The following is a 20,303-nucleotide window of genomic DNA, read 5'->3' as shown; positions in this document are numbered from 1 at the left end:
CCTATCCAGCAACCAGATCGTCGATCTGGTTGATCGCCGATGTGGCGCCCTCGACTATCCCCATGTCCAGCACCTGCTGAAGCGCCTCGGCAGACTCGTAGATGCTCACGTATGTCGCGCGAGTACCGCCCTCGTGCTCGACAAAGGTGTAGACATTCTTCGAAACCGGCATGCCGGGGTTCGGGTTGAATTCCAAGTCGGCGAAACCGTCGTCGAAGGAGAAGCCCGTCGGTTCGTCGACCGCGGTGATCTGCCAGTATCCGGCGTGTTTGTCGCCTTCCGGGCCAGTCATGAAGTACGTGGTGCGGCCGCCTGGCGTGAGGTCATGGTCGACCACGGTCGCTGGATAAGTCGGCGGCCCCCATACCTTTTCCAGCTGGCGCGGGTCGGCGTACACCTGCCAGATTCGCTCCACGGGCGCGGCGAAGTCGGCGGTGATGGTCAGGGTCAGGTTGTCGATGTCGTGTTGGACGTCGGTCACGGGCATGGGTTCAGTCCTCCTTGGTTGAGTCGGATGAGATGAGTTCGTCGATGCGTGCGATGCGACCGCGCCAAACCTGTTCCAACTCAGTGAGCATGGACGCCACCGACCGCACTGCCGCCACGTCACCGCTGGCCAGTTGCTCGCGACCGTTGCGTCGCTTGGTGAGGAGACCGGCCTTTTCCAGTACGACGACGTGTTTCTGCACCGCTGCGAAGCTCATCTCGTACTTCACCGCGAGCGTGGAAACCGAGTGCTCACCGGCTAGCACCCGGCGCATGATGTCCCGTCGGGTCCGGTCGGCGAGCGCGTGAAAGAGGGCGTCCGCCCGGTCTTCCTCGACTTCGGTCACTCGACCAACATACAACCGATCGGTTGTATGTTGTCAAGCCTTGGTGGCCCGCTGGAGCTCGAGCCGCTAGTGCGCCAGCCACGATGACGCTCCGAGATGCTGTTGACACCGGTCGCGCGCCAATCGCTCTGCGCCGTCCTCCAGCCGAGCCGACGACCGAGAGCTCGACTGCAATCCATAGGTAACGCGCCATATCGTGTGGGTACCCGCTGAATCCATGCACGTTGTTGTCGTGAGAGGTGCCGGCACAGCCGTTTCCGCTTGACGACGAACACCCAATGTCCTTGATGCATGACGCACTTCGTCGGCCCAGTAGCGCAACGCGGAGCGGGCGAGCATCTACAGCCAAAGCGCAGCTAGATACATAGCTAGCCTAACAAGACCTTCATCTTCATGGTGGATCCGCCATTTGGTCTCACGAAAGTCGTCGTCTTGGATGAGGACCGATGCGGGGGTAGGCGTTCACCTAGCCATGTTGGCAAACCGCGACAAGTGCAGCTGGTGCGCGACAGTGACCGTCTTGGTCGGGCCGTTACGGTGTTTGGCGAGAATGAAATCCGCCTCTCCCCCGCGTGGATCATCACGTTCAAATGCATCCGGGCGGTTCAGCAGTATGACCATGTCGGCATCCTGTTCCAAACTTCCCGACTCGCGAAGGTCGGACAGCATTGGCTTCTTGTCAGTACGCTGCTCGGGCCCACGATTCAGCTGACTGATCGCCACTACCGGGACTTCAAGCTCCTTAGCCAAAAGCTTTAGATGCCTTGAGAATTCGGAGACCTCGACCTGCCGTGATTCGTGCTTTTTGCCCGAGGTCATCAGCTGCAGATAGTCGACTACGACGAGCTTCAGGTTGGACTTCTGTCGCAACCGACGGGCCTTTGCGCGGATCTCCATCATGGTCAGATTCGGCGAGTCGTCGATATACAGTGGCGCCTCGCTGATTTCACTCATCCGACGGGCCAACCGGGTCCAGTCGTCATCGGTCATCCGGCCCGAACGCATATCGGCCAGTTTGATTTTCGCTTCCGCCGACAGCAGCCGCATGACGATCTCGGACTTGCTCATCTCCAAGGAGAAGATCACGCTTGCCATGCGGTGCTTGATCGAGCACGACCGCATGAAGTCCAGCCCGAGGGTCGACTTCCCCACACCCGGACGTGCCGCGACGATGATCATCTGCCCCGGGTGCAGCCCATTGGTCACCTCGTCGAGCTCGGTGAAACCGGTCGGCACGCCACGCGCGATACCACCGTTCGAGGCGATGGCATCGATCTCGTCCATCGTTGGCTGTAGCAGATCCTCTAGCGGCACAAAATCTTCGGTTGTCCGCCGCTCGGCCACGTCGTAGATCTCGGCTTGAGCCCGGTCGACGATTTCGGCCACATCGGCGCCGTCGGCGCCGGCATAGCCGTACTGCACCACCCGGGTGCCGGCCTCCACCAGCCTGCGCAGCAGCGCCTTCTCGGCGACGATGCCCGCGTAGTAGCCGGCATTAGCGGCCGTCGGCACCGTCGAGATCAGCGTGTGCAAGTAGGGCGCGCCACCAATGCGGCGCAACAGCCCGCGCCGGTCCAACTCGGCGGCCACGGTCACCGCATCGGCCGGCTCCCCCCGCCCATACAGATCCAGGATGGCGTCGTAGACGTTCTGGTGGGCCGGGCGGTAGAAATCACCGGGCCGCAGCCGCTCCAGCACGTCGGCGATGGCGTCCTTGCTCAGCAGCATCCCGCCCAGCACCGACTGCTCGGCGGCCAGGTCCTGCGGCGGCTGGCGCCCAAAGTCCTCACTGGGCGGCGGCGCATCCATACCTGGGTGCGGCAAATCATCAACGACCGCCACGGGCACTCACCTCCTCTGCTACGAGCATACGAACATACATTCGATTCCCGCTATTCAGAGCGTAAGTCAACGCACCGACACCCCGCCCCTCCCCAAATTGGCCGGCTCCTCCTCGGGCCGCTTCGCGGCCCGCATTGTCGCCGTCCGTGCCCGATGTGGCCGGCTCCTCCTCGGGCCGCTGCGCGGCCCGCATTGTCGCCGTCCGGTCACCCGCTACGTCTAAGCGCCGGGAGAACCGTAAACGTTGCTGGCGAGTACTCCAAGGGGCTGTTGTTCATGAAGCTGTGCATCGTGTGTGCATATCCGTTGACAGCTGTGTTAAGGGGGGTGTGGAAAACCTGTGGATTAATGCGGGGCGCTAGGACATCAATGCTGCTAAGAACCGTACAACGACACACATTCAGTGTGGACAACAATCTCCTCGGCGTGTCGGGCCAGGTTACCGCGCCGGGCGTGTTGGTTTTCGCTCAGATTTTCGGCGAGTAAAGGGCCGGTTAAGCAGGTCGCTCGATGACAAGCACCAAATAGTTCGCCAGAAAGCAGGCCGCACAGGGACCACGCCGGCGATTTTCGCGCAGCCGAAAGCCCCGGGGGGCCGAGCGCGGCCACACCGGGGTCACGAACGTTTGCCGAAAGTTAGCTCTCCGCGACGACGTCGATGGAGACCTCGACGTCGATTTCGGGGTGCAGGTGCACCGTCACCGGATGCGCGCCGACGGCCTTGATGTGCGTCTTGGGCAACCGGACGATGCGCTTGTCGAGGTTCGGTCCGCCCGCCTTCTTGATCGCGGCGACAATGTCGCCGGCAGTCACCGAGCCGAACAGCTTGCCGGAATCACCGGCGGTCTTGACCGGCAGCGAGACGGGACCGAGCGCGTTGATCGCGGCCTTGATCTCGCTGGCGTGCTCGCGGTCGCGCACCGTCTTGGTCTCGCGGGCCCGGCGGATCTCGTCGGCCTGCTTCTGAGCTCCACGGGAGGCGACGATCGCCAGCCCCCGCGGCAGCAGGAAGTTGCGGCCGTATCCGTCCTTGACCTCGACACTGTCGCCGACAGAACCGAGGTTGTCGACGTCAGCCGTCAGAATCAGCTTCATCGTTTTACGTACTTTCCGTTGGGCGGCCGACAGTTACCGCGTCGACGAGGTGAAGGGCAGCAACGCGACCTCGCGGGCATTCTTCACCGCGAGCGCGATGTCCCGCTGGTGCTGAACGCAGTTGCCGGTGACCCGGCGGGCCCGGATCTTGCCGCGCTCGCTGATGTAGGTCCGCAGCAGCGCGGTGTCCTTGTAATCGATGTTCTGGTCCTTCTTGGCGCAGAAGACGCACTTGCGCGACTTGACCGGCTTCTCCGGAGCCGGGCGCCGCTTGCTGGACTTGGCCATGAGTGTCTTTTCTTTCCGTTCTTACTGGTCTTGAAGTGTGAAATCAGAAGGGCGGTTCGTCGTCGCCGCCGCCGAAGGAGCCCGACGCCGGGGCGCTGCCCCAGGGGTCGTCACCGGATCCGCCGCTCGGCTGCGCAGCCGGGGCCTGACGGGATCCGCCGCCGCCACCGAAGCCACCGCCTCCGCCCCCAGCGCCGCTGCGGCTGGCCTTGTTCACCTTGGCCGTCGCATACCGAAGCGAGGGTCCGATCTCGTCGACCTCTACCTCGACCACAGTGCGCTTCTCGCCCTCACGGGTTTCGAAGGAACGCTGCTTGAGCCGGCCGGTTACGATCACCCGCGCTCCACGGGTGAGGCTCTCAGCCACGTTCTCGGCGGCCTCGCGCCAGATGTTGCAGCGCAGGAACAACGCCTCGCCGTCTTTCCACTCCCCGCTTTGGCGGTCGTAGATCCGGGGCGTCGAGGCCACGGTGAAATTCGCGACGGCCGCACCCGAGGGAGTGAACCTCAGTTCGGGATCCGCGGTCAGGTTTCCGACGACGGTAATAGTGGTGTCACCAGCCACAAGTTCCTCCTGGGTCCGCCTGATAAAGGATTAGGGATTATCTCCGGCGAGCCTACGCAGCAGCGCCGACAGCGGACAGTCAGTGCTTGTCGGTGCGCATCACCTTGGTGCGCAACACCGACTCGTTCAGGCTCAGCTGGCGGTCGAGCTCGGACACTGTCGCCGGCTCGGCCTTCAGGTCGACGACGACGTAGATGCCTTCGGCGTGCTTGGCGATCTCGTAAGCCAGCCGGCGCTTACCCCAGATGTCGACCTTCTCGACCTTTCCGCCGTCCTTGCGGACGACGTTGAGAAACGTCTCCAACGACGGGGCGACGGTGCGTTCGTCAAGGGTGGGGTCAAGGATGACCATGATTTCGTATGGACGCATAGGGACCTCATCACCTCCTCTGGTCTGTGCGGCCACGGTCTTTCCGTGGCAGGAGGGTCGCCTGCGTCGGCAACCGCCCCAGGCTACCGGACGTGGCCTGGCCAGGGAAATCCGGGGAAACCGGGCAATGTGCAGGGTGCACTAATTCGACTGTTATCTGCCCAAAGTGCACAGTGCCATGCGCATTTTCTTTCGGTTACCGTCCCATGTCGAACAGCCGTAAGAGACGGGTGTCACTACCTAAAGGAATTGCAGCATGACTATCTTGCTCGAGAAGCCGCAAACCGATGTCGGCAACGTGATTGCCGAGGCGTTTGGATCAGCTAGCCCCGCGTCCATCATCTCTGCTTTCGCCGAAGGCCGAGAGACGCTTCCTGGCAATCACCTTCGTTCAGGTGCGGTAAAGCCGGCATCCTTCTTCCTACTCTCATCCGATCTCGAGTTGTCTCGATAACCAAGTCGATCTTTGGAGGGTGCCGACGGAGTGCTGCTGCGATGCAATGGGTAATGAAGACTACAAAGCTGTGCAATCTGCGCTGTAAATATTGCTATGAGTGGGAGCACCTGTCGGACCCGACAAGGATGTCGGAGGCCGTATGGCGACACGCGTTGGTCGCCATACGCGACTACGCCGAACTCGCGAGCCGGCGCAGCGGATACGACCTGCCCGTGGACGTCATTTGGCACGGTGGTGAGCCGACGCTGTTGCCCCGTGCGTACTTCGAGGCCGTGTTCGCACTCCAACGGGAGATCTTTCCCGGCGAATGGATTGAAGGCCGCAGAGTGCGCAATTACCTGCAAACAAATCTTTACTCAGTGCGCGATGAGCATCTCGATGTCTTCGGAGAGCACGGAATCACTCTTGGCGTCTCGGTCGACTTCGCCGCGGGCGTGCGATTGACCGCAGGAGGCCGCGCGACGGAGTCGGCGGTTCTGGCGAATATAAGCCGGCTACAGGACAGGGGTGTGCCGTTCAGCATCATCTCGGTGCTGGCCGGGCACACGGTGAGCCAGATCCAGCAGCTATTCGACGAGATCACTCGAATCGACAAGCCGGCGCGGTTGCTTCCGTTGTTCGGCGGTCCGCCGACGCGTTCGATGGAAGGCGTCACCGTTGGCCTGGCAGACATTCTCGATGCGATCATGGTGTTCTTCCAGTTGTGGCTCTCCGCCGGCATGCGGCCGCGGGTCGATCCACTCAATCAGTGCATGCAAACGGTAATCCTCAAGCGATTGAACTTAGAACGCCCCCGGCAAGACCGGGCGCTACTGGGCAACGACGTCCTTGTTATCGACCGTGACGGCACGCTGGCCTGCGACACGTATCGCGAGCACGGGATCCTTGGAAATATCACCGAGACACCCATCGAGGACATCGTCGACGGCCTCACCTACCGCAACTTGATCGTCGAAGAGACCCGCCTCAAGGAGTCGATCTGCACCCAGTGCCCATTCCTGGGCGCCTGCGACACCAGCCCCATCGCCCGCCACTTCGATAGCCACGTCCTGCAAGACTGCCCTCTGGAGAGGTATCTGCTGCCTCGGATCGAGGCCCACCTCGAAAATAGGGGCTTCTTCGACGACGAATTCGACAGCAAAGCCCGTGAAATCGCCGCGGCGCATCTGGCGGAGTCACTAGAAGCGACGGCTTCGTATGGATCGTGAGGTCGCGTCTCTCCGCGACACATAAACGTCGTACACGACTCGCCGAAAAGCGTGTACGCACGTTATATCTCGCGGCAACCAGAGCCCGTCCGCAGATCGGCAGCCTTACTTTCGGGCCTGCAGGAATTCGTGTGCCCTGGCCTTCGTCGCCTCGTCGGCCTTGGTCAGCGAACCAGAGTCGAACGGCGGCTGCGGGTCGTATTCGATGAGCAACTGGGCGGCCTGCGCGGCCTCGCGATCGACCAGCAACTCAACCAGCCGCAAGGCCATATCGATCCCGCTGGAAACCCCGGCGGCGGTGATGATTCGCTGCGGCAGATGCTCGACGACACGATCGGGTACGTACCGTGCACCCAGTCGGTTCAGCTCTTCGGCGGCGCGCCAATGCGTCGTCGCAGTAAGGCCATCCAGCAGACCCGCTGCGCCGAGCAACAGCGCACCGGTACACACCGACGTGGTGAACTTGGTACCCGGATGCACCGCTTGCAGCCAGTCGCTGATGACTTCGTCGCCAACCAGCACCCGAGTCCCGATACCGCCGGGGAATACCACCACATCCGGTGCGCCGATTTCGTCGAAGGTGGCGTCGCAGTTGACGCCAAGCATGCCGTTCTCCGTGCGCAGTTCACCGCGCCGATGCCCGACGAACACCACGTCGATCGACGGAATGCGTTGCAGCACTTCGTAAGGCCCGACGGCGTCCAGCGCGGTGAATCGCGGGAACAGCGGAATGGCGACCTGCATCATGCCTCCTGACCGGCCACGGCGATTCGCTGACGCCGCGGGACGGGACGCAGCCAGGCCGGCAGCCAACCCGGCGGCGCGTCCGGGGCACGGTCATAGACTCCGCCCGCCGGGTCGTCGACCCGCCCCTGCCAGCGCACCAGATCTTCATTGGGACAGTAGATCTGCCGAATCACCAATGCGCACAACGCCATAACGGCAATGTCGCGCAGCAGCACGGTCGCGGTGAACCACTGTTCCGGCAGCGAACGATTCGGGTTGCCGTAGAGGTAATACATCCGCGGCACCCACACCAGCGCGTCAATCGTCATCCAAGCCAATAGAATCCGCCGGTGCGGAAGGGCGAGCACGGCCAGTGGTACCAGCCATAGCGAAAACTGCGGGCTCCATACCTTGTTGGTCAGCAAGAACCCCGCCACCACCAGGAAGGCCAGCTGCGCCAGCCGTGGTCGCTGCGGCGCCGTCAGCGCGATGTAAGCGATTGCTGCACAAGCCAATACGAACAGCACCAGGACAACGGTGTTCAGCACCACCGGTGGCTCCCAGAAGCCCAATTTCGGATCGAAGCCGCGCCAGCCGGTGAACGATTTCACCACGTTGTACAGCGAGTCCATATCGTCGCCGCGGCGGGTGTTGAGCCGGAAGAACTCCGACCAGCCCCGCGGATAGAAGACCAGCACCGGCAAATTGACCGACAACCAGGTGAGCACCGTAGCCAGCGTGGTACGGCCGAAATCACGCAACCGGCCCGCGCGGAGTCCCAGTACCAGCAGCGGACCCAGAAACAACAGTGGATACAGCTTGGCCGCGGCGCCAAGCCCGATCAGCACGCCGGCCAGCACCGGTCTTCGCCGTGCCCACGCCAGCAGACTGCCCATCGCGAAAGCCGTTGCCAGGGCATCGAAGTTGGTGAATATCTGAAAGATCACCAATGGCGACGCGGCAACCAGCGCGGCATCCCACACGCGGCGCCCGGCCAGGCCCGCGGTAGCCCAGACGGTAGCCAGCCAAGCCAGTGCCAACCCGAAGGCGGCGACATCGAAGAACATCACCACCTCGGCGACCACCGGGAAAAGGCGCAGCTTGCTCAGTGCGGTGTAGGTCTTGGCCACTGCCATCGAGACGTACTGGTAGACGCCGGTCAGCACCGGATACTCCATGTAACGCACCGCGGGCTGGCCGTCGTAGCGGATCTGCGGTGTGCCGTTGCCGTCGGTCTCGATCCAGCTCGACTTGTACGGAAACTTGCCCTGGCTCAACAACTCCGCGCCGTAGAGCGGCACGGTGTCGGAGTAACACAGCTCGTAGTAGGCGCGCTGGTTGTCCCAGTTGGCCACCCGCTGATCGCCCGGCCCGGTCCCGGTGCTCTGCAAACAGGCGGCCTTCGTCGACCAGCCCAGCGCCAGGAACACCAATCCGATCACGAACATCACCCGCAGTGGGGTGAAGAACCGGGTGCGGCCGATCAGCGCGTGGCGGCCCACCGGCCCACCCACCACCTCGGCCAGAGCAGCGCCCAGCACATCGTTACGGCTGGGGCAATCACGGTTGTCTGCGCTACGGCGATCGGCGGCCAACGGCATGGGTGAGGTGCTGGCGCGCTGCTTCTGTGCGCCCGTCACGGTGGCGGCGTGGGGTTCTCAGGAGGTGGAGGCGCCGAAGGCCCCCCGGGCGGTACGGCGGGTCCGAGGGTGATGGTGGTGGGCGGACCGACCGGCACGGTGATGCCGGGTGCGATCTCCACCGTCGGCTGAATCACGGTCTCCGAGGGTGGCGCCGGTGGTGGTGGGGGCGGCGCGGGCACACCCGCATAGCCACCGATCTCGGTCGGTTTTGGGAAGGTCTCGTTCTGGGTGCCCTTGAGGGCGCCATCCATAGTCGATTTCCAGATGTCCGACGGCAGGCCCGAGCCGTAAACCGCTCCGCCCGAGGCCGTTACCAGTGGCTGATCGCCCTTGACGGTGCCCACCCAGACCGCGGTGGACAGCGACGGCGTATAGCCCACCATCCAGGCGTCCTTGTTGGAAGTGGTGTCACCCAACTGCGTGGTGCCCGTCTTGGCCGCCGACTGCCGCCCGCCGGCCAGGTTGTGCCCACGCGAATAGCCGGCGATCGGCTGCATCGCGGCGGTGACGTTATCGGCTACGGCCTTGGGGATCCGCTGCTCGCCGCTAGTGTCGGCAGTACTCGCGTCGAACAGGACCTGCCCTTCCGCGTTGACCACTTTCTGCACGAAATGCGGACGGTGGTAGATTCCGGAGTCGGCAAGTGTGGCGTAGGCCGTTGCCATATCGATCACCCGGGTTTGGTACTGCCCCAACACGATTCCGTTGTTGGGCGGACCACCTTTGCCGTCCTCGGAAAGCGTGTGCGAGACGCCGGGGAAACTTTCGGCGATGCCGGCTTGGTGCGCGGCGTCGGCGACGGCCTGCGGCCCGCCCTTGAGCTTGAGCATCAGCCGGTAATAAGAAGTGTTCAGCGACATCTTGAGCGCTTCGGCCAGGTTGCAGGTGCCACAACTTTCGCCTTCGACGTTGGTGATCTTGATGCCGTCGACGGTCAACGGGGAACTGTCCACCTGGTAGCCCAGACCGATGCCCTGCTCCAGCGCGGCAACGAGGGCGAACACCTTGAACGATGAACCGGTCTGCAATCCCGCTTGGGCGAAATCGAAGCCTTGAGCATTGGATCCGCCGTAGTAGGCGCGCACCGCCCCGTTGTGCGGATCGATCGACACCACCGCCGCTCGCATGTCCGGGTCTTGGCCGTCAAGGTATTTCGACACCGCTTTTTCCGCGGCGGCCTGCGCCTGCGGATCGATCGTGGTGGTGACCTGTAGACCCTGGGTGTTCAGCGTCTGCTCGTCGATGTTGAACAGCTCGAGCAGTTCCTTGGTCACCTGCCGCTCGATCAGGCCGTTGGGTCCGCTGGTCTGGTTCTGTGCGCGCGCCTGATCCGGCGGCACGGTCTTGGGAAACACCTGCGCGGCACGGTCATTGGCGGACAGCGCCTTGGTCTCCACCATCCCGTCCAGCACCCAGTTCCACCGCGCCAGCGCACCATCGGGATCGACCGCGGGGTCCAACGTGGAGGGCCGCCTGATCAGCGCGGCCAGCAGTGCGCCTTCGGCGACGGTGAGCTGCTCGACGGGCTTGTCGAAGTAGGCCTTGGCGGCCGCCGAGATCCCGTAGGCGCCGCGACCGAAGTAGATGATGTTCAGATAAGCCTGCAGCACATCGTCTTTGGACCACTCCCCCGACATCTTGGTCGCGATCACCAACTCCTTGGCCTTGCGCAGCAATCCACTCCACCCGTGCTGCGCTGAGCCGACCAATGCGTTCTTGACGTACTGCTGGGTGATCGTCGAGCCGCCCTGCAGGTCACCGCCGAAGAGATTGTTCTTCACCGCGCGCGCGAAGCCGCTGAAGGAAAAGCCCGGATTGGAATAGAAATTGCGGTCCTCAGCGGCGATGACCGCCTGGCGTACGTGTACCGGCACTTGGTTGAGATTGACGTCGACCCGATTACCCTCGGGCGGAACGATTTTGGCGATCTCGGAGCCGTCGCTGGCCAGGATGGTAGAGACCTGGTTGGTGCGAATGTCGCCCGGCTTGGGGACGTCGACGATGAAGTAGGCCATCGTGAAGGTGACGATCGGCAGCAACACCATTGCCACCACCGTGATGATCAGCGAGCGCTTTACCCATTTCCAGTTGATCTGCTGTAGCCAACTCACGTCCACCTTCGGCCGTGAGCCCCGGCCACCGGGGCGCCCGGGCGGACCCGGCGGCCCTCCCGGCGGCCCGCCCGGTGGACCTCCTCCTGGGGGGGTGCCGCCGCCGCGGCGATGGCGCCGCAAGGGTGGCGCATCGAGGGCGGCCTTGACCTGATCCAGCGGTGCGGCCTGCACCTGGTCGAACGGGTCGCGCTGCTGTGCCGCCGACCCGGGGCTGTCCAGCGCGGCCTTGACCTCCTCGATGGGGTCGGCGTGCCGGGCTGCCCGATCGTCGGTCACGGCGGGGATGATCGCGGTCAATCTGTCGTCGGGCGGAACCTGACGGCGCTGGCCGGGCGCCGGGCGCGGATCGCCCTCGTCGCCGCCGGACTGCTGACCCACGCCTTCACTCGCCGACCCGCCTGGTGCGTTACTGGACGACTGGTGATGGCGCCCTTCGTTATTCACTGGCCGTGCGGGCGCCGTTGCGCGCCGTCCGCCTGCCAGATCCCTTAGGCGGACGCGCCGCACCCAGGACGTAGGACTTGACCAGGTGGTTCCAGCTGCAGGTGCGGCAGACCTCCACCACGTGCACGGCGAACTCCGAGAACCGGGTTGCCAGCAGCACCAGCTCCTCGGCGGTGCGCGCCGAACCCGACACCGCACCCAGATGCTCGCCGAACACCCACGACACCAGCGTGAGTTGCTCCTTGCGGCAGATCGGGCACATCACCTGGCTTTGTTTCCCGTGAAACTTCGCGGCGCGCAGCAGATAGGGATTTGCATCGCACACCTCGGTCACGCCGGTGCGCCCCGAGTACACCTCGGCCAGCAGTGAGCGCCGCCGAAGCGCGTAGTCGACTACCTGTCGCTGCAATCGCACGCTGACCAGAGTACGTGGCCTCGCCCACCACCGATATGCAACCGACGGTGTTGTCGCGCGTGTGCTGGGGGTATCGCGTGGTCACTCCGCAGCGGACTTCTACCATCGTCCCCGTGGCGAAATGGTCGGGACCGACGTCAACGCGTGCAAAGGACAGCGACCGGCAAGAAGCGTGCCGGATTCTCGACAACGCCCTCAACGACGGCGAGATCTCGTCAGAGGAGCATCGCGAACGCGTCAGCTCGGCCACCAAGGCCGTGACGCTCGGCGAGCTGCAGCACCTGCTTACCGACCTGCAATCCGAGGGCGCCCACCAGCAGACCCCGGCGGTCAAGATACGTCCCAGACCAAATGGGCTCGGTATCACGATCGCCGTCTTCGTGGTGACGGTGCTGCTGGGCATCGGCATCGGGTGGGGTCTCTACGGCAACACCAGTTCGCCGCTGGACTTCACCTCCGACCCCGGAGCCAAGCCCGACGGCGTCGCGGCCGTGGTGCTGACGCCGCCTAAGCAGCTGCAATCCCTGGGCGGGCTGACCGGGCTGATCGAACAGACCCGCAAACGGTTCGGCGACACCATGGGCTACCGGCTGGTGGTCTATCCCACCTACGCGTCGCTTGATCGCCAGGACCCGAAAGACGAGCGCCGCGTGCTGAACTACACCTACCGCGGCGGCTGGGGAGATCCGAGCAGCTCCGCCAAGTCCAGCGTCGACGCCACCGTGGTTGACCTGAGCAAATTCGACGTGAAGACGGCGGTGGGCATCCTGCGCGGCGCCCCGGAAACCGTCGGCATCAAGGGGTCCGACGTCAAGTCCACCTATTTGATCGTCGAGCCCGCCACCGACCCGACCGCCCCCGGTGCACTATCGCTCACGGTGTACGTCTCCAGCGATTACGGCAGTGGCTACATCGAGTTCGCCGGCGACGGCACCGTCAAGCAGGTGAACTACCCGTCCTGATCGCGGTGCCTTAAAGGTGTAGATCCGCTGACGCCGGTCAACCCTGTTCGGAATGTGTGACGAACAGCGCACTAACATCTGGTGGTGTTGTCGCTAATATATCGGAGCGATAGGATGACACGAGGTGTTGGACGGTCGTAACCGGTCGCTGTAATCAGTCAACGTAACAGCCAGCGTAACGACGCCGCTTAACCAGCCAGGCCAGAGGGAGGTGACTCGATGCTGGAGCTCGCTATTTTGGGCCTCCTGATCGAGTCGCCGATGCACGGCTATGAGCTGCGCAAACGCTTGACCGGCTTGCTCGGCGCGTTTCGGGCGTTTTCCTACGGCTCGCTGTATCCCGCGCTGCGCCGCATGCAGGCCGAGGGATTGATCGCCGAGAACGCCGCCCCCGCCGGCACTCCGGTGCGGCGGGCCCGCCGGGTTTACCAGCTGACCGACGAGGGACGGCGGCGCTTTGGCGAGCTGGTCGCCGACACCGGGCCGCACAACTACACCGACGACGGCTTTGGCGTGCACCTCGCGTTTTTCAACCGCACGCCGGCTGAAGCGCGGATGCGCATCCTGGAAGGCCGTCGCCGTCAGGTCGAAGAGCGGCGGGAAGGGCTGCGCGAGGCGATCGCACGGGCCAGCAATTCGCTGGACCGCTACACGCGCCAACTGCATCAGCTTGGGCTGGAGTCCAGTGAACGCGAGGTCAAGTGGCTCAACGAGCTCATCGCCGCCGAACGGGCCGCGCCGCACGCGGAACAGACGTAAAACCCCTGCACGAGACGGAATACCGGGACACCCCAGAAGTTATGAGGTTAGGAGAACGCCCTAATGAGTAAGTACAACGAGCCGCAGGCATCGACCGAGGTACGTGTCGCCATCGTCGGCGTCGGTAACTGCGCGTCCTCGCTGGTCCAGGGCGTCGAGTACTACTACAACGCCGACGACACCTCGAACGTGCCAGGCCTTATGCACGTGCGGTTCGGGCCGTACCACGTCCGCGACGTCAAGTTCGTCGCCGCGTTCGACGTGGACGCCAAGAAGGTCGGCTTCGACCTCTCCGACGCGATTTACGCCTCGGAGAACAACACCATCAAGATCGCCGACGTGCCGCCGACCAACGTGGTGGTGCAGCGCGGCCCGACGCTCGATGGCATCGGGAAGTACTACGCCGACACCATTGAGTTGTCCGACGACGAGCCGGTCGACGTTGTGCAGGTCCTCAAGGACAACAAGGTCGACGTGCTGGTGTCCTACCTTCCCGTGGGTTCGGAAGAGGCCGATAAGTTCTACGCCCAGTGCGCCATCGACGCCGGGGTCGCGTTCGTGAACGCGCTGCCGGTGTTCATCGCATCCGACCCGGTATGGGCCAAGAAGTTCAAGGACGCCGGCGTGCCGATCATCGGCGACGACATCAAGAGCCAGGTTGGCGCGACCATCACCCACCGGGTGATGGCCAAGCTGTTCGAGGACCGCGGTGTCACGCTGGACCGCACCTACCAGCTGAACGTCGGCGGCAACATGGACTTCAAGAACATGCTGGAGCGCGAGCGGCTGGAGTCCAAGAAGGTCTCCAAGACCCAGGCCGTGACGTCCAACCTCACCGGCTCGCTCGCCGGCAAGATCGAGGACAAGAACGTCCACATCGGCCCGTCCGACCACGTCGCGTGGCTTGACGACCGCAAGTGGGCCTACGTACGCCTGGAAGGTCGCGCCTTCGGTGACGTGCCACTGAACCTGGAGTACAAGCTCGAGGTGTGGGACTCGCCGAACTCCGCCGGCATCATCATCGACGCGGTGCGCGCGGCCAAGATCGCCAAGGACCGCGGCATCGGTGGTCCGGTGCTCCCGGCGTCGGCCTACTTGATGAAGAGCCCGCCCGAGCAGCTGCCCGACGACGTTGCGCGCGCCCAGCTCGAGGAGTTCATCATCGGGGCCGACTAGAGTCGCCCAACCCTTGTTCGTAGTGTCGGAGTGGTGACGGAAATCTCCGACGACGAACTAACCGGTCTCGACGAGTTCGCCCTGTTGGCTGAAAATGCCGAGCAGGCCGGGGTTGCTGGTCCATTGCCCGAGGTCGAGCGGCTGCACGCAGGTGGCATCAGCGCGCTGCGCTGGGGCGGCGCGGAGCCGCGGGTGATCTTTCTGCACGGTGGCGGACAGAACGCGCACACCTGGGACACCGTCATCGTTGGACTCGGTGAGCCCGCGCTGGCGGTGGACCTACCGGGCCACGGTCATTCCACCTGGCGCGAGGACGGCGACTATTCACCACAGCACAATGCCGACGCCTTGGCGCCGGTGTTGCGTGAGCTGGCGCCGCGCGCCGAATTCGTCGTCGGGATGTCGCTGGGCGGGCTGACCGCGATACGCCTGGGTGCGACGGCACCCGACCTGGTCGACGAACTCGTCCTCATCGACGTCACCCCGTCGGCGCTGCAGCGGCACTCCGAAATGACCAAAGAGCAGCACGGCACCGTCGCGCTGATGCACGGTGAACGGGAATTCCCGAGCTTCCAGGCCATGCTGGACCTGACGATCGCGGCCGCACCGCATCGTGAGGTAAAAGCGTTGCTACGCGGTGTTTTTCACAATTCCCGCAAGCTCGACAACGGCAACTGGACGTGGCGATACGATGCCATTCGCAAGTTCCCCGACTTCGCGACTCTGTGGGACGACGTCGACGCCCTGGCTGCCCCTGTCACCCTGGTGCGCGGCGGCACGTCGGGCTTCGTCAACGACGATGACGTAGCCGAATTGAGCCGTCGGGCAAAGCATTTCCGCGCCGCTCATGTCGTCGAGAATTCGGGTCACTCAGTCCAAAGCGACCAGCCGCGAGCGTTGATCGAGCTGGTACGCGGAGTTGTCGGCGCGCGCTGAGGGTGAATTGCGGATGACCGCTGACGATGGCCCCGGCCGGCCAGCCGGGCGACCGCGCGACGCATCGATTGACGAACGGGTGTTATCGGTGACGCGCGAGCTGCTGATGGAGGTGGGCTGGGACGAGCTGAGTCTGCGCCTGGTCGCGGCGCGGGCCGGGGTCGGACGGGCCAGCCTGAGCCGGCGCTGGTCCTCGAAGGCGGAGTTGGTGTTGCACGCCATATTGGGTGAAACCCCGGATCTGGCACCGTTTTCCGGCACCGATCTGACCGGCTGGATTGACTGGGTGGTGCGGGGCAGTCACGAGCTCTATCGCAGGCCCGACGTGCAGGCAGCGGTGCCGGGGCTGTTGCTGGCGTTGCGCGAAAACGACGAACTGCGCCGCGCGCTGTGGTCAGGGTTCAGCGGCCCCGCTGTGGAGTTGTTCGCAGAGCGAGTCAATGCCGGCACGGATGCCGAACGCCGGCGTGCCGATCTCGACGCGCGGGCAACGCTGGCGATGGCGGCCGGCGCCGCGTTGTTCGTTACCACGATCGCGCTCGAAGACGACACCGACGCCCTGCGCAGCCGGATCGCGCAGTTGCTGACCACGGCTATCGGCAAAGCCCACTGAGTTCGGAAGGCATACCCATGGGTACTTACGCAGTCACCGGCTCGGCGTCGGGAATGGGCGCCGCGACTGCGCGGCGGCTGCGCGCCGACGGCCACACCGTCATCGGGGTCGACATCCGGGAAGCCGAAGTCGTCGCGGACTTGTCGACGCGGGCGGGCCGCGCGCAGGCGGCAACCGACGTCCTCGCCGCGGCTGAGGGCCGTCTCGACGGCGCCGTGCTGGCGGCGGGCCTCGGCCCCGGCCCGGGCGCCCAGCGACTGCGTCGCATCGCCGAAGTGAACTATCTGGGAGTGGTCGAGCTCCTCGATCGGTGGCGACCGGGCCTGGCCGCCACGGACGGAGCGAAAGTCGTTGTGTTGTCCAGCAATTCGACGACCACCACTCCCCTGGTCCCTCGCCGGGTGGTGCGGGCGCTGATCGCCGGTGATGTCGACAAGGCACTGCGCGGCATCCGGGTGTTCGGGCCCGCGCGACCTGCGATCATCTATGCAGCCTCCAAGATCGCGGTCAGTAGATGGGTACGGCGACATGCCGTGCGACCGGAGTGGGCCGGCGCCGGGATCCGGCTCAATGCCCTGGCTCCGGGTGCGGTGCGCACGCCCTTGCTCGAGGAGCAGCTGGCCAGCCCCCGGCAGGGTAAAGCGGTGCGTCGCTTCCCCGTTCCGGTCGGCGGCTTCGGAGACGCCGACCAACTCGCCCAATGGGTGTGCTTCATGTTGTCTGATGCAGCCGATTTCCTTTGCGGCAGTGTAATTTTCGTCGACGGCGGCACCGACGCCCACTTCCGCACCGACGACTGGCCCCGCCCGGTACCGGCTCGCCGGCTGGTGGGCTACTTGCGGAAGTTTCTAGCTACGCAGTGACTCGACGATGGCCGCCTTGGGACACCGCCACGTCATGCCCAGGTCTTGCAGCGTCCTGCTGTCGTCGGTGGGCGTCGCGGCGGTGAGCAACATTGCCGCCTCGTAAGTAAGGCCGTCGCCCAACGCAACGTAGCGGCCGGCGATATCCCCCAGACGGCCCGCGGCACACAACAACCGCGGCGATACGGCCACCCGCCGCACCCGGCGCCCCAATCCCTGTTCGACCGCGTCGATCATTTCGTCGAACGTCAGCAGCTGTCCACCGCAAACGTAGCGGCGTGGGCCGCGACCGGCTTGCATGATGCGCGCGTGCACGTCGGCGACGTCGCGCACGTCGATCATCTGCATGCCGCCGCGCACCCGCGGGGCCACCGCCCAGCGCACAATCGGCGCCCATCCCCGCTCGGTGACTCCCGCAGCGGTGCCGAATGCCGGCCCGACCACACTCGACGGATAGGTCACCACGACCGGCGCGCCGGCGTCCTGCAGCCGCCGGGCGACCCGGTCCGCGTAGCCCTTGGTCTTGGCATATGCGCTACGGCCGGCGGATGTCGGCGAATCCGGCGAGATGATGCCGTCTGGCGGCGGGAAGAGCGCGCTATAACTACTCACCGACACCACCGGATCAAGCCCCAGCTCAACCGCACGAGTCAGGATCGCCTCTGTCGCATAGGCGTTGACCTCCCACATCAGCCGGGCCCGGCGTTCGTCGGTGCCCACGATGCCGGCGGCATGCAACACGGCGTCAGCTCCGGTCAGGAGTTCCTCAATGGTCGCGGTTGCGCGCACGTCACCGATCCGCACGGTCAATGACCCGAGCTCCCGGAAGCGCTCGATAACCGGGGCGGAATCGGTCGGTGCCACCAGCAGCGTCACGTGATGACCGGCCTGCAGCAAGGCGCGCACCACATGCGCGCCCAGGTAGCCGGTTCCCCCCGTCACTGCAATGCGCATCGACTGCCTCCTCGCCAGTGGCACCGAGAAACTGTTATATTACGGTACCAATGGCACCGAAACTCGCTTTTACTCCACTGCAGCTGGGTCCGCTGTCGTTGAAGAACCGATTCATCAAGGCCGCAACGTTCGAGGGCGTGATGCCGCGCGGTCAGGTCAGCGACGCGCTCATCGACTTCCACACCGAGGTGGCCCGCGGCGGAGCCGCCATGACGACGGTGGCCTACTGCGCTGTCTCCCCCGGCGGACGCGTGCATCGCGACACGATCGTGCTCGACAGCGACCGCGCGACACAGTTGGGCCGCCTGACCGAGGCGGTGCATGCCGAGGGTGCCCTGGTCTGTGCGCAGATCGGGCATGCCGGGTTGGTGGCCAACACCCGGTCGAACCGGACTCCCACGCTCGCGCCCTCCACGCGGCTCAGCGCACCGGCGATGGGATTGGTCAAGGCCGCCACCGCCGAGCAACTCGATGCGGTGATCGACGACTTCGGCACGGCCGCCGCCAACGCGGTCGAAGCCGGGTTCGATGCGATCGAAATCCACATGGGCCACGGCTACCTGCTCAGCTCGTTCTTCAGCCCGAAGTTGAACAAGCGGTCCGACAGCTTCGGCGGCGACACCGTGCGCCGCGCGGAACTGGCCCGCCGGGTCGCCGAACGCGTGCGTCTGACCGTCGGTCAATCAGTTGCCGTCACCGCGAAGTTCAACATGGACGACGGCGTGCCCGGCGGCTTCTGGCTGACCGACAGCCTGCCCACCGCGCGACTACTGCAGTCCGACGGGCACCTCGACGCGTTGCAATTGACCGGCGGCAGCTCGCTGCAGAACCCGATGTACTACTTCCGCGGCGATGTCCCGCTCGCGGAGTTCATCGCGTCCCAGCCCCGGGCGGTCGGGTTGGGGCTGCGCGTTATCGGGCGACGGTTGTTCCGCAGCTATCCATTTGAAGAGGCCTTCTTCTTGCCTCTGGCCCGTCAATTCCGGTCGGCCCTGTCGATGCCACTGATGCTGCTCGGCGGCATCAACCGCCTCGATACCGCCGAGAACGCACTGGCCGAAGGCTTCGAATTGGTGGCCATGGGCCGCGCGCTGCTGCGAGATCCCAACCTGGTCAACCACTTTCGCGAGGAAACCGCGACCGAAGGCTTGTGCATCCACTGCATGAAATGCATGCCGACGGTCTACAGCGGGACGCACTGTGTGCTTCGGCCTACGGTGGTCTAATGACCTCTGACCTTGCCGTTCGAATCGGCGTCCAATTACAGCCACAGCACGCCCCGCAGTACGGCCAGATGCGCGACGCCGTGCGCCGCTGCGAAGACATCGGCGTCGACATCGTCTTCAACTGGGACCACTTCTTTCCGCTCTACGGCGATCCCGACGGCGCGCATTTCGAATGCTGGACCATGCTCGGGGCCTGGGCGGAGCAGACCTCGCGGATCCAGATCGGCGCCCTGGTGACCTGCAACTCCTACCGCAATCCGGAGCTGCTGGCCGACATGGCACGCACCGTCGACCACATTTGCGACGGCCGGCTGATCCTGGGCATCGGTTCGGGCTGGAAACGAAAGGACTACGACGAGTACGGCTACGAGTTCGGCACCGCGGGCAGCCGCCTCGACGACCTGGCCGGCGCACTCCCCCGGATCAAGTCGCGGCTGGGCAAACTCAACCCGGCACCCACCCGCGACATCCCGGTGCTGATCGGCGGTGGCGGCGAACGCAAAACCCTGCGGCTGGTCGCCGAATACGCCGACATCTGGCACAGCTTCACCAGCATCGACGAGTACCCGGCGAAATCCGCCGTGCTCGAGCGGCACTGCGCCGACGTTGGCAGGGATCCGACGGGCATCCAGCACTCGGCCGCCGTCGAAAGCGCGGGCGGTCTGACCGCCAACGCGGACGCTCTGGTCGGCCTCGGTGTCACGTTGCTGACGGTCGGTTGCGACGGCCCGGACTACGACCTGAGCGCCGCCGAAGCGCTCTGTAAGTGGCGTGACGGGCGTTAGCTCACTTCTGCGAAACATCTGACCGTATG

The 20,303-nt window shown here is 64.7% G+C and carries 22 protein-coding genes; 10 read left to right on the top strand and 12 right to left on the bottom strand.

What is annotated here, in order from left to right:
* Position 1: 1 nt before the first annotated feature.
* The 7 genes from AWC27_RS21535 to rpsF all read right to left on the bottom strand — a co-directional run bounded on the left by AWC27_RS21535 (position 2) and on the right by rpsF (position 4,993).
* Entirely contained in the window at positions 2-487 is a 486-nt protein-coding gene (locus tag AWC27_RS21535) for an SRPBCC family protein (RefSeq protein ID WP_085672348.1), read from the bottom strand.
* Between the two features lie 4 nt (positions 488-491).
* Positions 492-833 carry an ArsR/SmtB family transcription factor gene (locus AWC27_RS21530; protein ID WP_085672347.1) on the bottom strand — a complete coding sequence of 114 codons (342 nt, stop codon included), beginning with the start codon at positions 831-833 and terminating at the stop codon, positions 492-494.
* A gap of 462 nt (positions 834-1,295) precedes the next feature.
* Complete coding sequence (gene dnaB, locus AWC27_RS21525) at positions 1,296-2,675, bottom strand: replicative DNA helicase (RefSeq protein WP_085672363.1); 1,380 nt, start codon at positions 2,673-2,675, stop codon at positions 1,296-1,298.
* A 636-nt stretch (positions 2,676-3,311) separates the two neighbouring features.
* Positions 3,312-3,770, bottom strand: coding sequence for a 50S ribosomal protein L9 (gene rplI, locus AWC27_RS21520; protein WP_085672346.1), 459 nt, complete (start codon positions 3,768-3,770; stop codon positions 3,312-3,314).
* A 33-nt stretch (positions 3,771-3,803) separates the two neighbouring features.
* Positions 3,804-4,058, bottom strand: a complete 255-nt coding sequence (rpsR, locus tag AWC27_RS21515) for a 30S ribosomal protein S18 (protein WP_083112644.1) — start codon at positions 4,056-4,058, stop codon at positions 3,804-3,806.
* 43 nt (positions 4,059-4,101) lie between these two features.
* Positions 4,102-4,623, bottom strand: a complete 522-nt coding sequence (locus AWC27_RS21510) for a single-stranded DNA-binding protein (RefSeq protein WP_085672345.1) — start codon at positions 4,621-4,623, stop codon at positions 4,102-4,104.
* Between the two features lie 79 nt (positions 4,624-4,702).
* Entirely contained in the window at positions 4,703-4,993 is a 291-nt protein-coding gene (rpsF, locus tag AWC27_RS21505; RefSeq protein ID WP_083112642.1) for a 30S ribosomal protein S6, read from the bottom strand.
* A 256-nt stretch (positions 4,994-5,249) separates the two neighbouring features.
* On the opposite strand from rpsF, the gene AWC27_RS30390 reads away from it, so the two are divergent.
* Positions 5,250-5,447, top strand: a complete 198-nt coding sequence (locus AWC27_RS30390) for a hypothetical protein (RefSeq protein ID WP_139837138.1) — start codon at positions 5,250-5,252, stop codon at positions 5,445-5,447.
* A 41-nt stretch (positions 5,448-5,488) separates the two neighbouring features.
* The gene (locus AWC27_RS21500; RefSeq protein ID WP_085672344.1) at positions 5,489-6,658 is read left to right on the top strand and encodes a radical SAM protein; all 1,170 of its coding nucleotides are present in this window, start codon (positions 5,489-5,491) and stop codon (positions 6,656-6,658) included.
* A 105-nt stretch (positions 6,659-6,763) separates the two neighbouring features.
* Here AWC27_RS21500 and AWC27_RS21495 read toward each other — a convergent pair whose 3' ends face one another.
* From AWC27_RS21495 to AWC27_RS21480, 4 genes are read right to left on the bottom strand one after another with little or no spacing between them, the layout of a single operon-like run.
* Positions 6,764-7,405, bottom strand: a complete 642-nt coding sequence (locus AWC27_RS21495; protein ID WP_211281683.1) for a DJ-1/PfpI family protein — start codon at positions 7,403-7,405, stop codon at positions 6,764-6,766.
* Complete coding sequence (locus tag AWC27_RS21490) at positions 7,402-9,024, bottom strand: glycosyltransferase family 87 protein (protein ID WP_085672343.1); 1,623 nt, start codon at positions 9,022-9,024, stop codon at positions 7,402-7,404. The genes AWC27_RS21495 and AWC27_RS21490 overlap by 4 nt, the downstream gene beginning before the upstream one ends.
* Positions 9,021-11,585 carry a transglycosylase domain-containing protein gene (locus AWC27_RS21485; RefSeq protein WP_085672342.1) on the bottom strand — a complete coding sequence of 855 codons (2,565 nt, stop codon included), beginning with the start codon at positions 11,583-11,585 and terminating at the stop codon, positions 9,021-9,023. Before AWC27_RS21485 ends, AWC27_RS21490 begins: the two co-directional genes overlap by 4 nt.
* A complete protein-coding gene (locus AWC27_RS21480) occupies positions 11,578-12,000 on the bottom strand; it encodes a DUF5318 family protein (RefSeq protein ID WP_083112637.1) in 423 nt (140 codons plus the stop codon). The genes AWC27_RS21485 and AWC27_RS21480 overlap by 8 nt, the downstream gene beginning before the upstream one ends.
* Before the next feature lie 113 nt (positions 12,001-12,113).
* On the opposite strand from AWC27_RS21480, the gene AWC27_RS21475 reads away from it, so the two are divergent.
* From AWC27_RS21475 to AWC27_RS21450, 6 genes are all read left to right on the top strand, one after another.
* On the top strand, positions 12,114-12,962 hold the full coding sequence (locus tag AWC27_RS21475; RefSeq protein ID WP_308207107.1) for a DUF1707 SHOCT-like domain-containing protein: 849 nt from the start codon (positions 12,114-12,116) through the stop codon (positions 12,960-12,962).
* Between the two features lie 219 nt (positions 12,963-13,181).
* Positions 13,182-13,721, top strand: a complete 540-nt coding sequence (locus tag AWC27_RS21470; protein ID WP_085672341.1) for a PadR family transcriptional regulator — start codon at positions 13,182-13,184, stop codon at positions 13,719-13,721.
* A 63-nt stretch (positions 13,722-13,784) separates the two neighbouring features.
* Positions 13,785-14,897: an inositol-3-phosphate synthase gene (locus tag AWC27_RS21465; RefSeq protein WP_085672340.1), complete on the top strand. Its 1,113-nt coding sequence runs from the start codon at positions 13,785-13,787 to the stop codon at positions 14,895-14,897.
* Positions 14,898-14,930: 33 nt separating this feature from the next.
* Complete coding sequence (locus tag AWC27_RS21460) at positions 14,931-15,833, top strand: alpha/beta fold hydrolase (RefSeq protein ID WP_085672360.1); 903 nt, start codon at positions 14,931-14,933, stop codon at positions 15,831-15,833.
* A 13-nt stretch (positions 15,834-15,846) separates the two neighbouring features.
* Entirely contained in the window at positions 15,847-16,446 is a 600-nt protein-coding gene (locus AWC27_RS21455) for a TetR/AcrR family transcriptional regulator (protein ID WP_085672359.1), read from the top strand.
* A 17-nt stretch (positions 16,447-16,463) separates the two neighbouring features.
* Positions 16,464-17,309 (top strand): SDR family oxidoreductase, encoded by an 846-nt coding sequence (locus AWC27_RS21450; RefSeq protein WP_085672339.1) that lies wholly within the window; start codon positions 16,464-16,466, stop codon positions 17,307-17,309.
* Here the strand turns inward: AWC27_RS21450 and AWC27_RS21445 are convergent.
* Positions 17,295-18,263, bottom strand: coding sequence for an NAD-dependent epimerase/dehydratase family protein (locus AWC27_RS21445; protein ID WP_085672338.1), 969 nt, complete (start codon positions 18,261-18,263; stop codon positions 17,295-17,297). The two genes, AWC27_RS21450 and AWC27_RS21445, sit on opposite strands and share 15 nt — an antisense overlap.
* A 50-nt stretch (positions 18,264-18,313) precedes the next feature.
* Here AWC27_RS21445 and AWC27_RS21440 point away from each other — a divergent pair, with 50 nt between their 5' ends.
* Positions 18,314-19,489: an NADH:flavin oxidoreductase gene (locus tag AWC27_RS21440; protein ID WP_085672337.1), complete on the top strand. Its 1,176-nt coding sequence runs from the start codon at positions 18,314-18,316 to the stop codon at positions 19,487-19,489.
* On the top strand, positions 19,489-20,274 hold the full coding sequence (locus tag AWC27_RS21435; protein WP_085672336.1) for an LLM class F420-dependent oxidoreductase: 786 nt from the start codon (positions 19,489-19,491) through the stop codon (positions 20,272-20,274). Before AWC27_RS21440 ends, AWC27_RS21435 begins: the two co-directional genes overlap by 1 nt.
* Positions 20,275-20,303: the final 29 nt, after the last annotated feature.

It is taken from the genome of Mycobacterium szulgai, assembly GCF_002116635.1.
Classification (GTDB): domain Bacteria; phylum Actinomycetota; class Actinomycetes; order Mycobacteriales; family Mycobacteriaceae; genus Mycobacterium; species Mycobacterium szulgai.
This window is presented reverse-complemented; position numbering and strand designations above follow the sequence as displayed.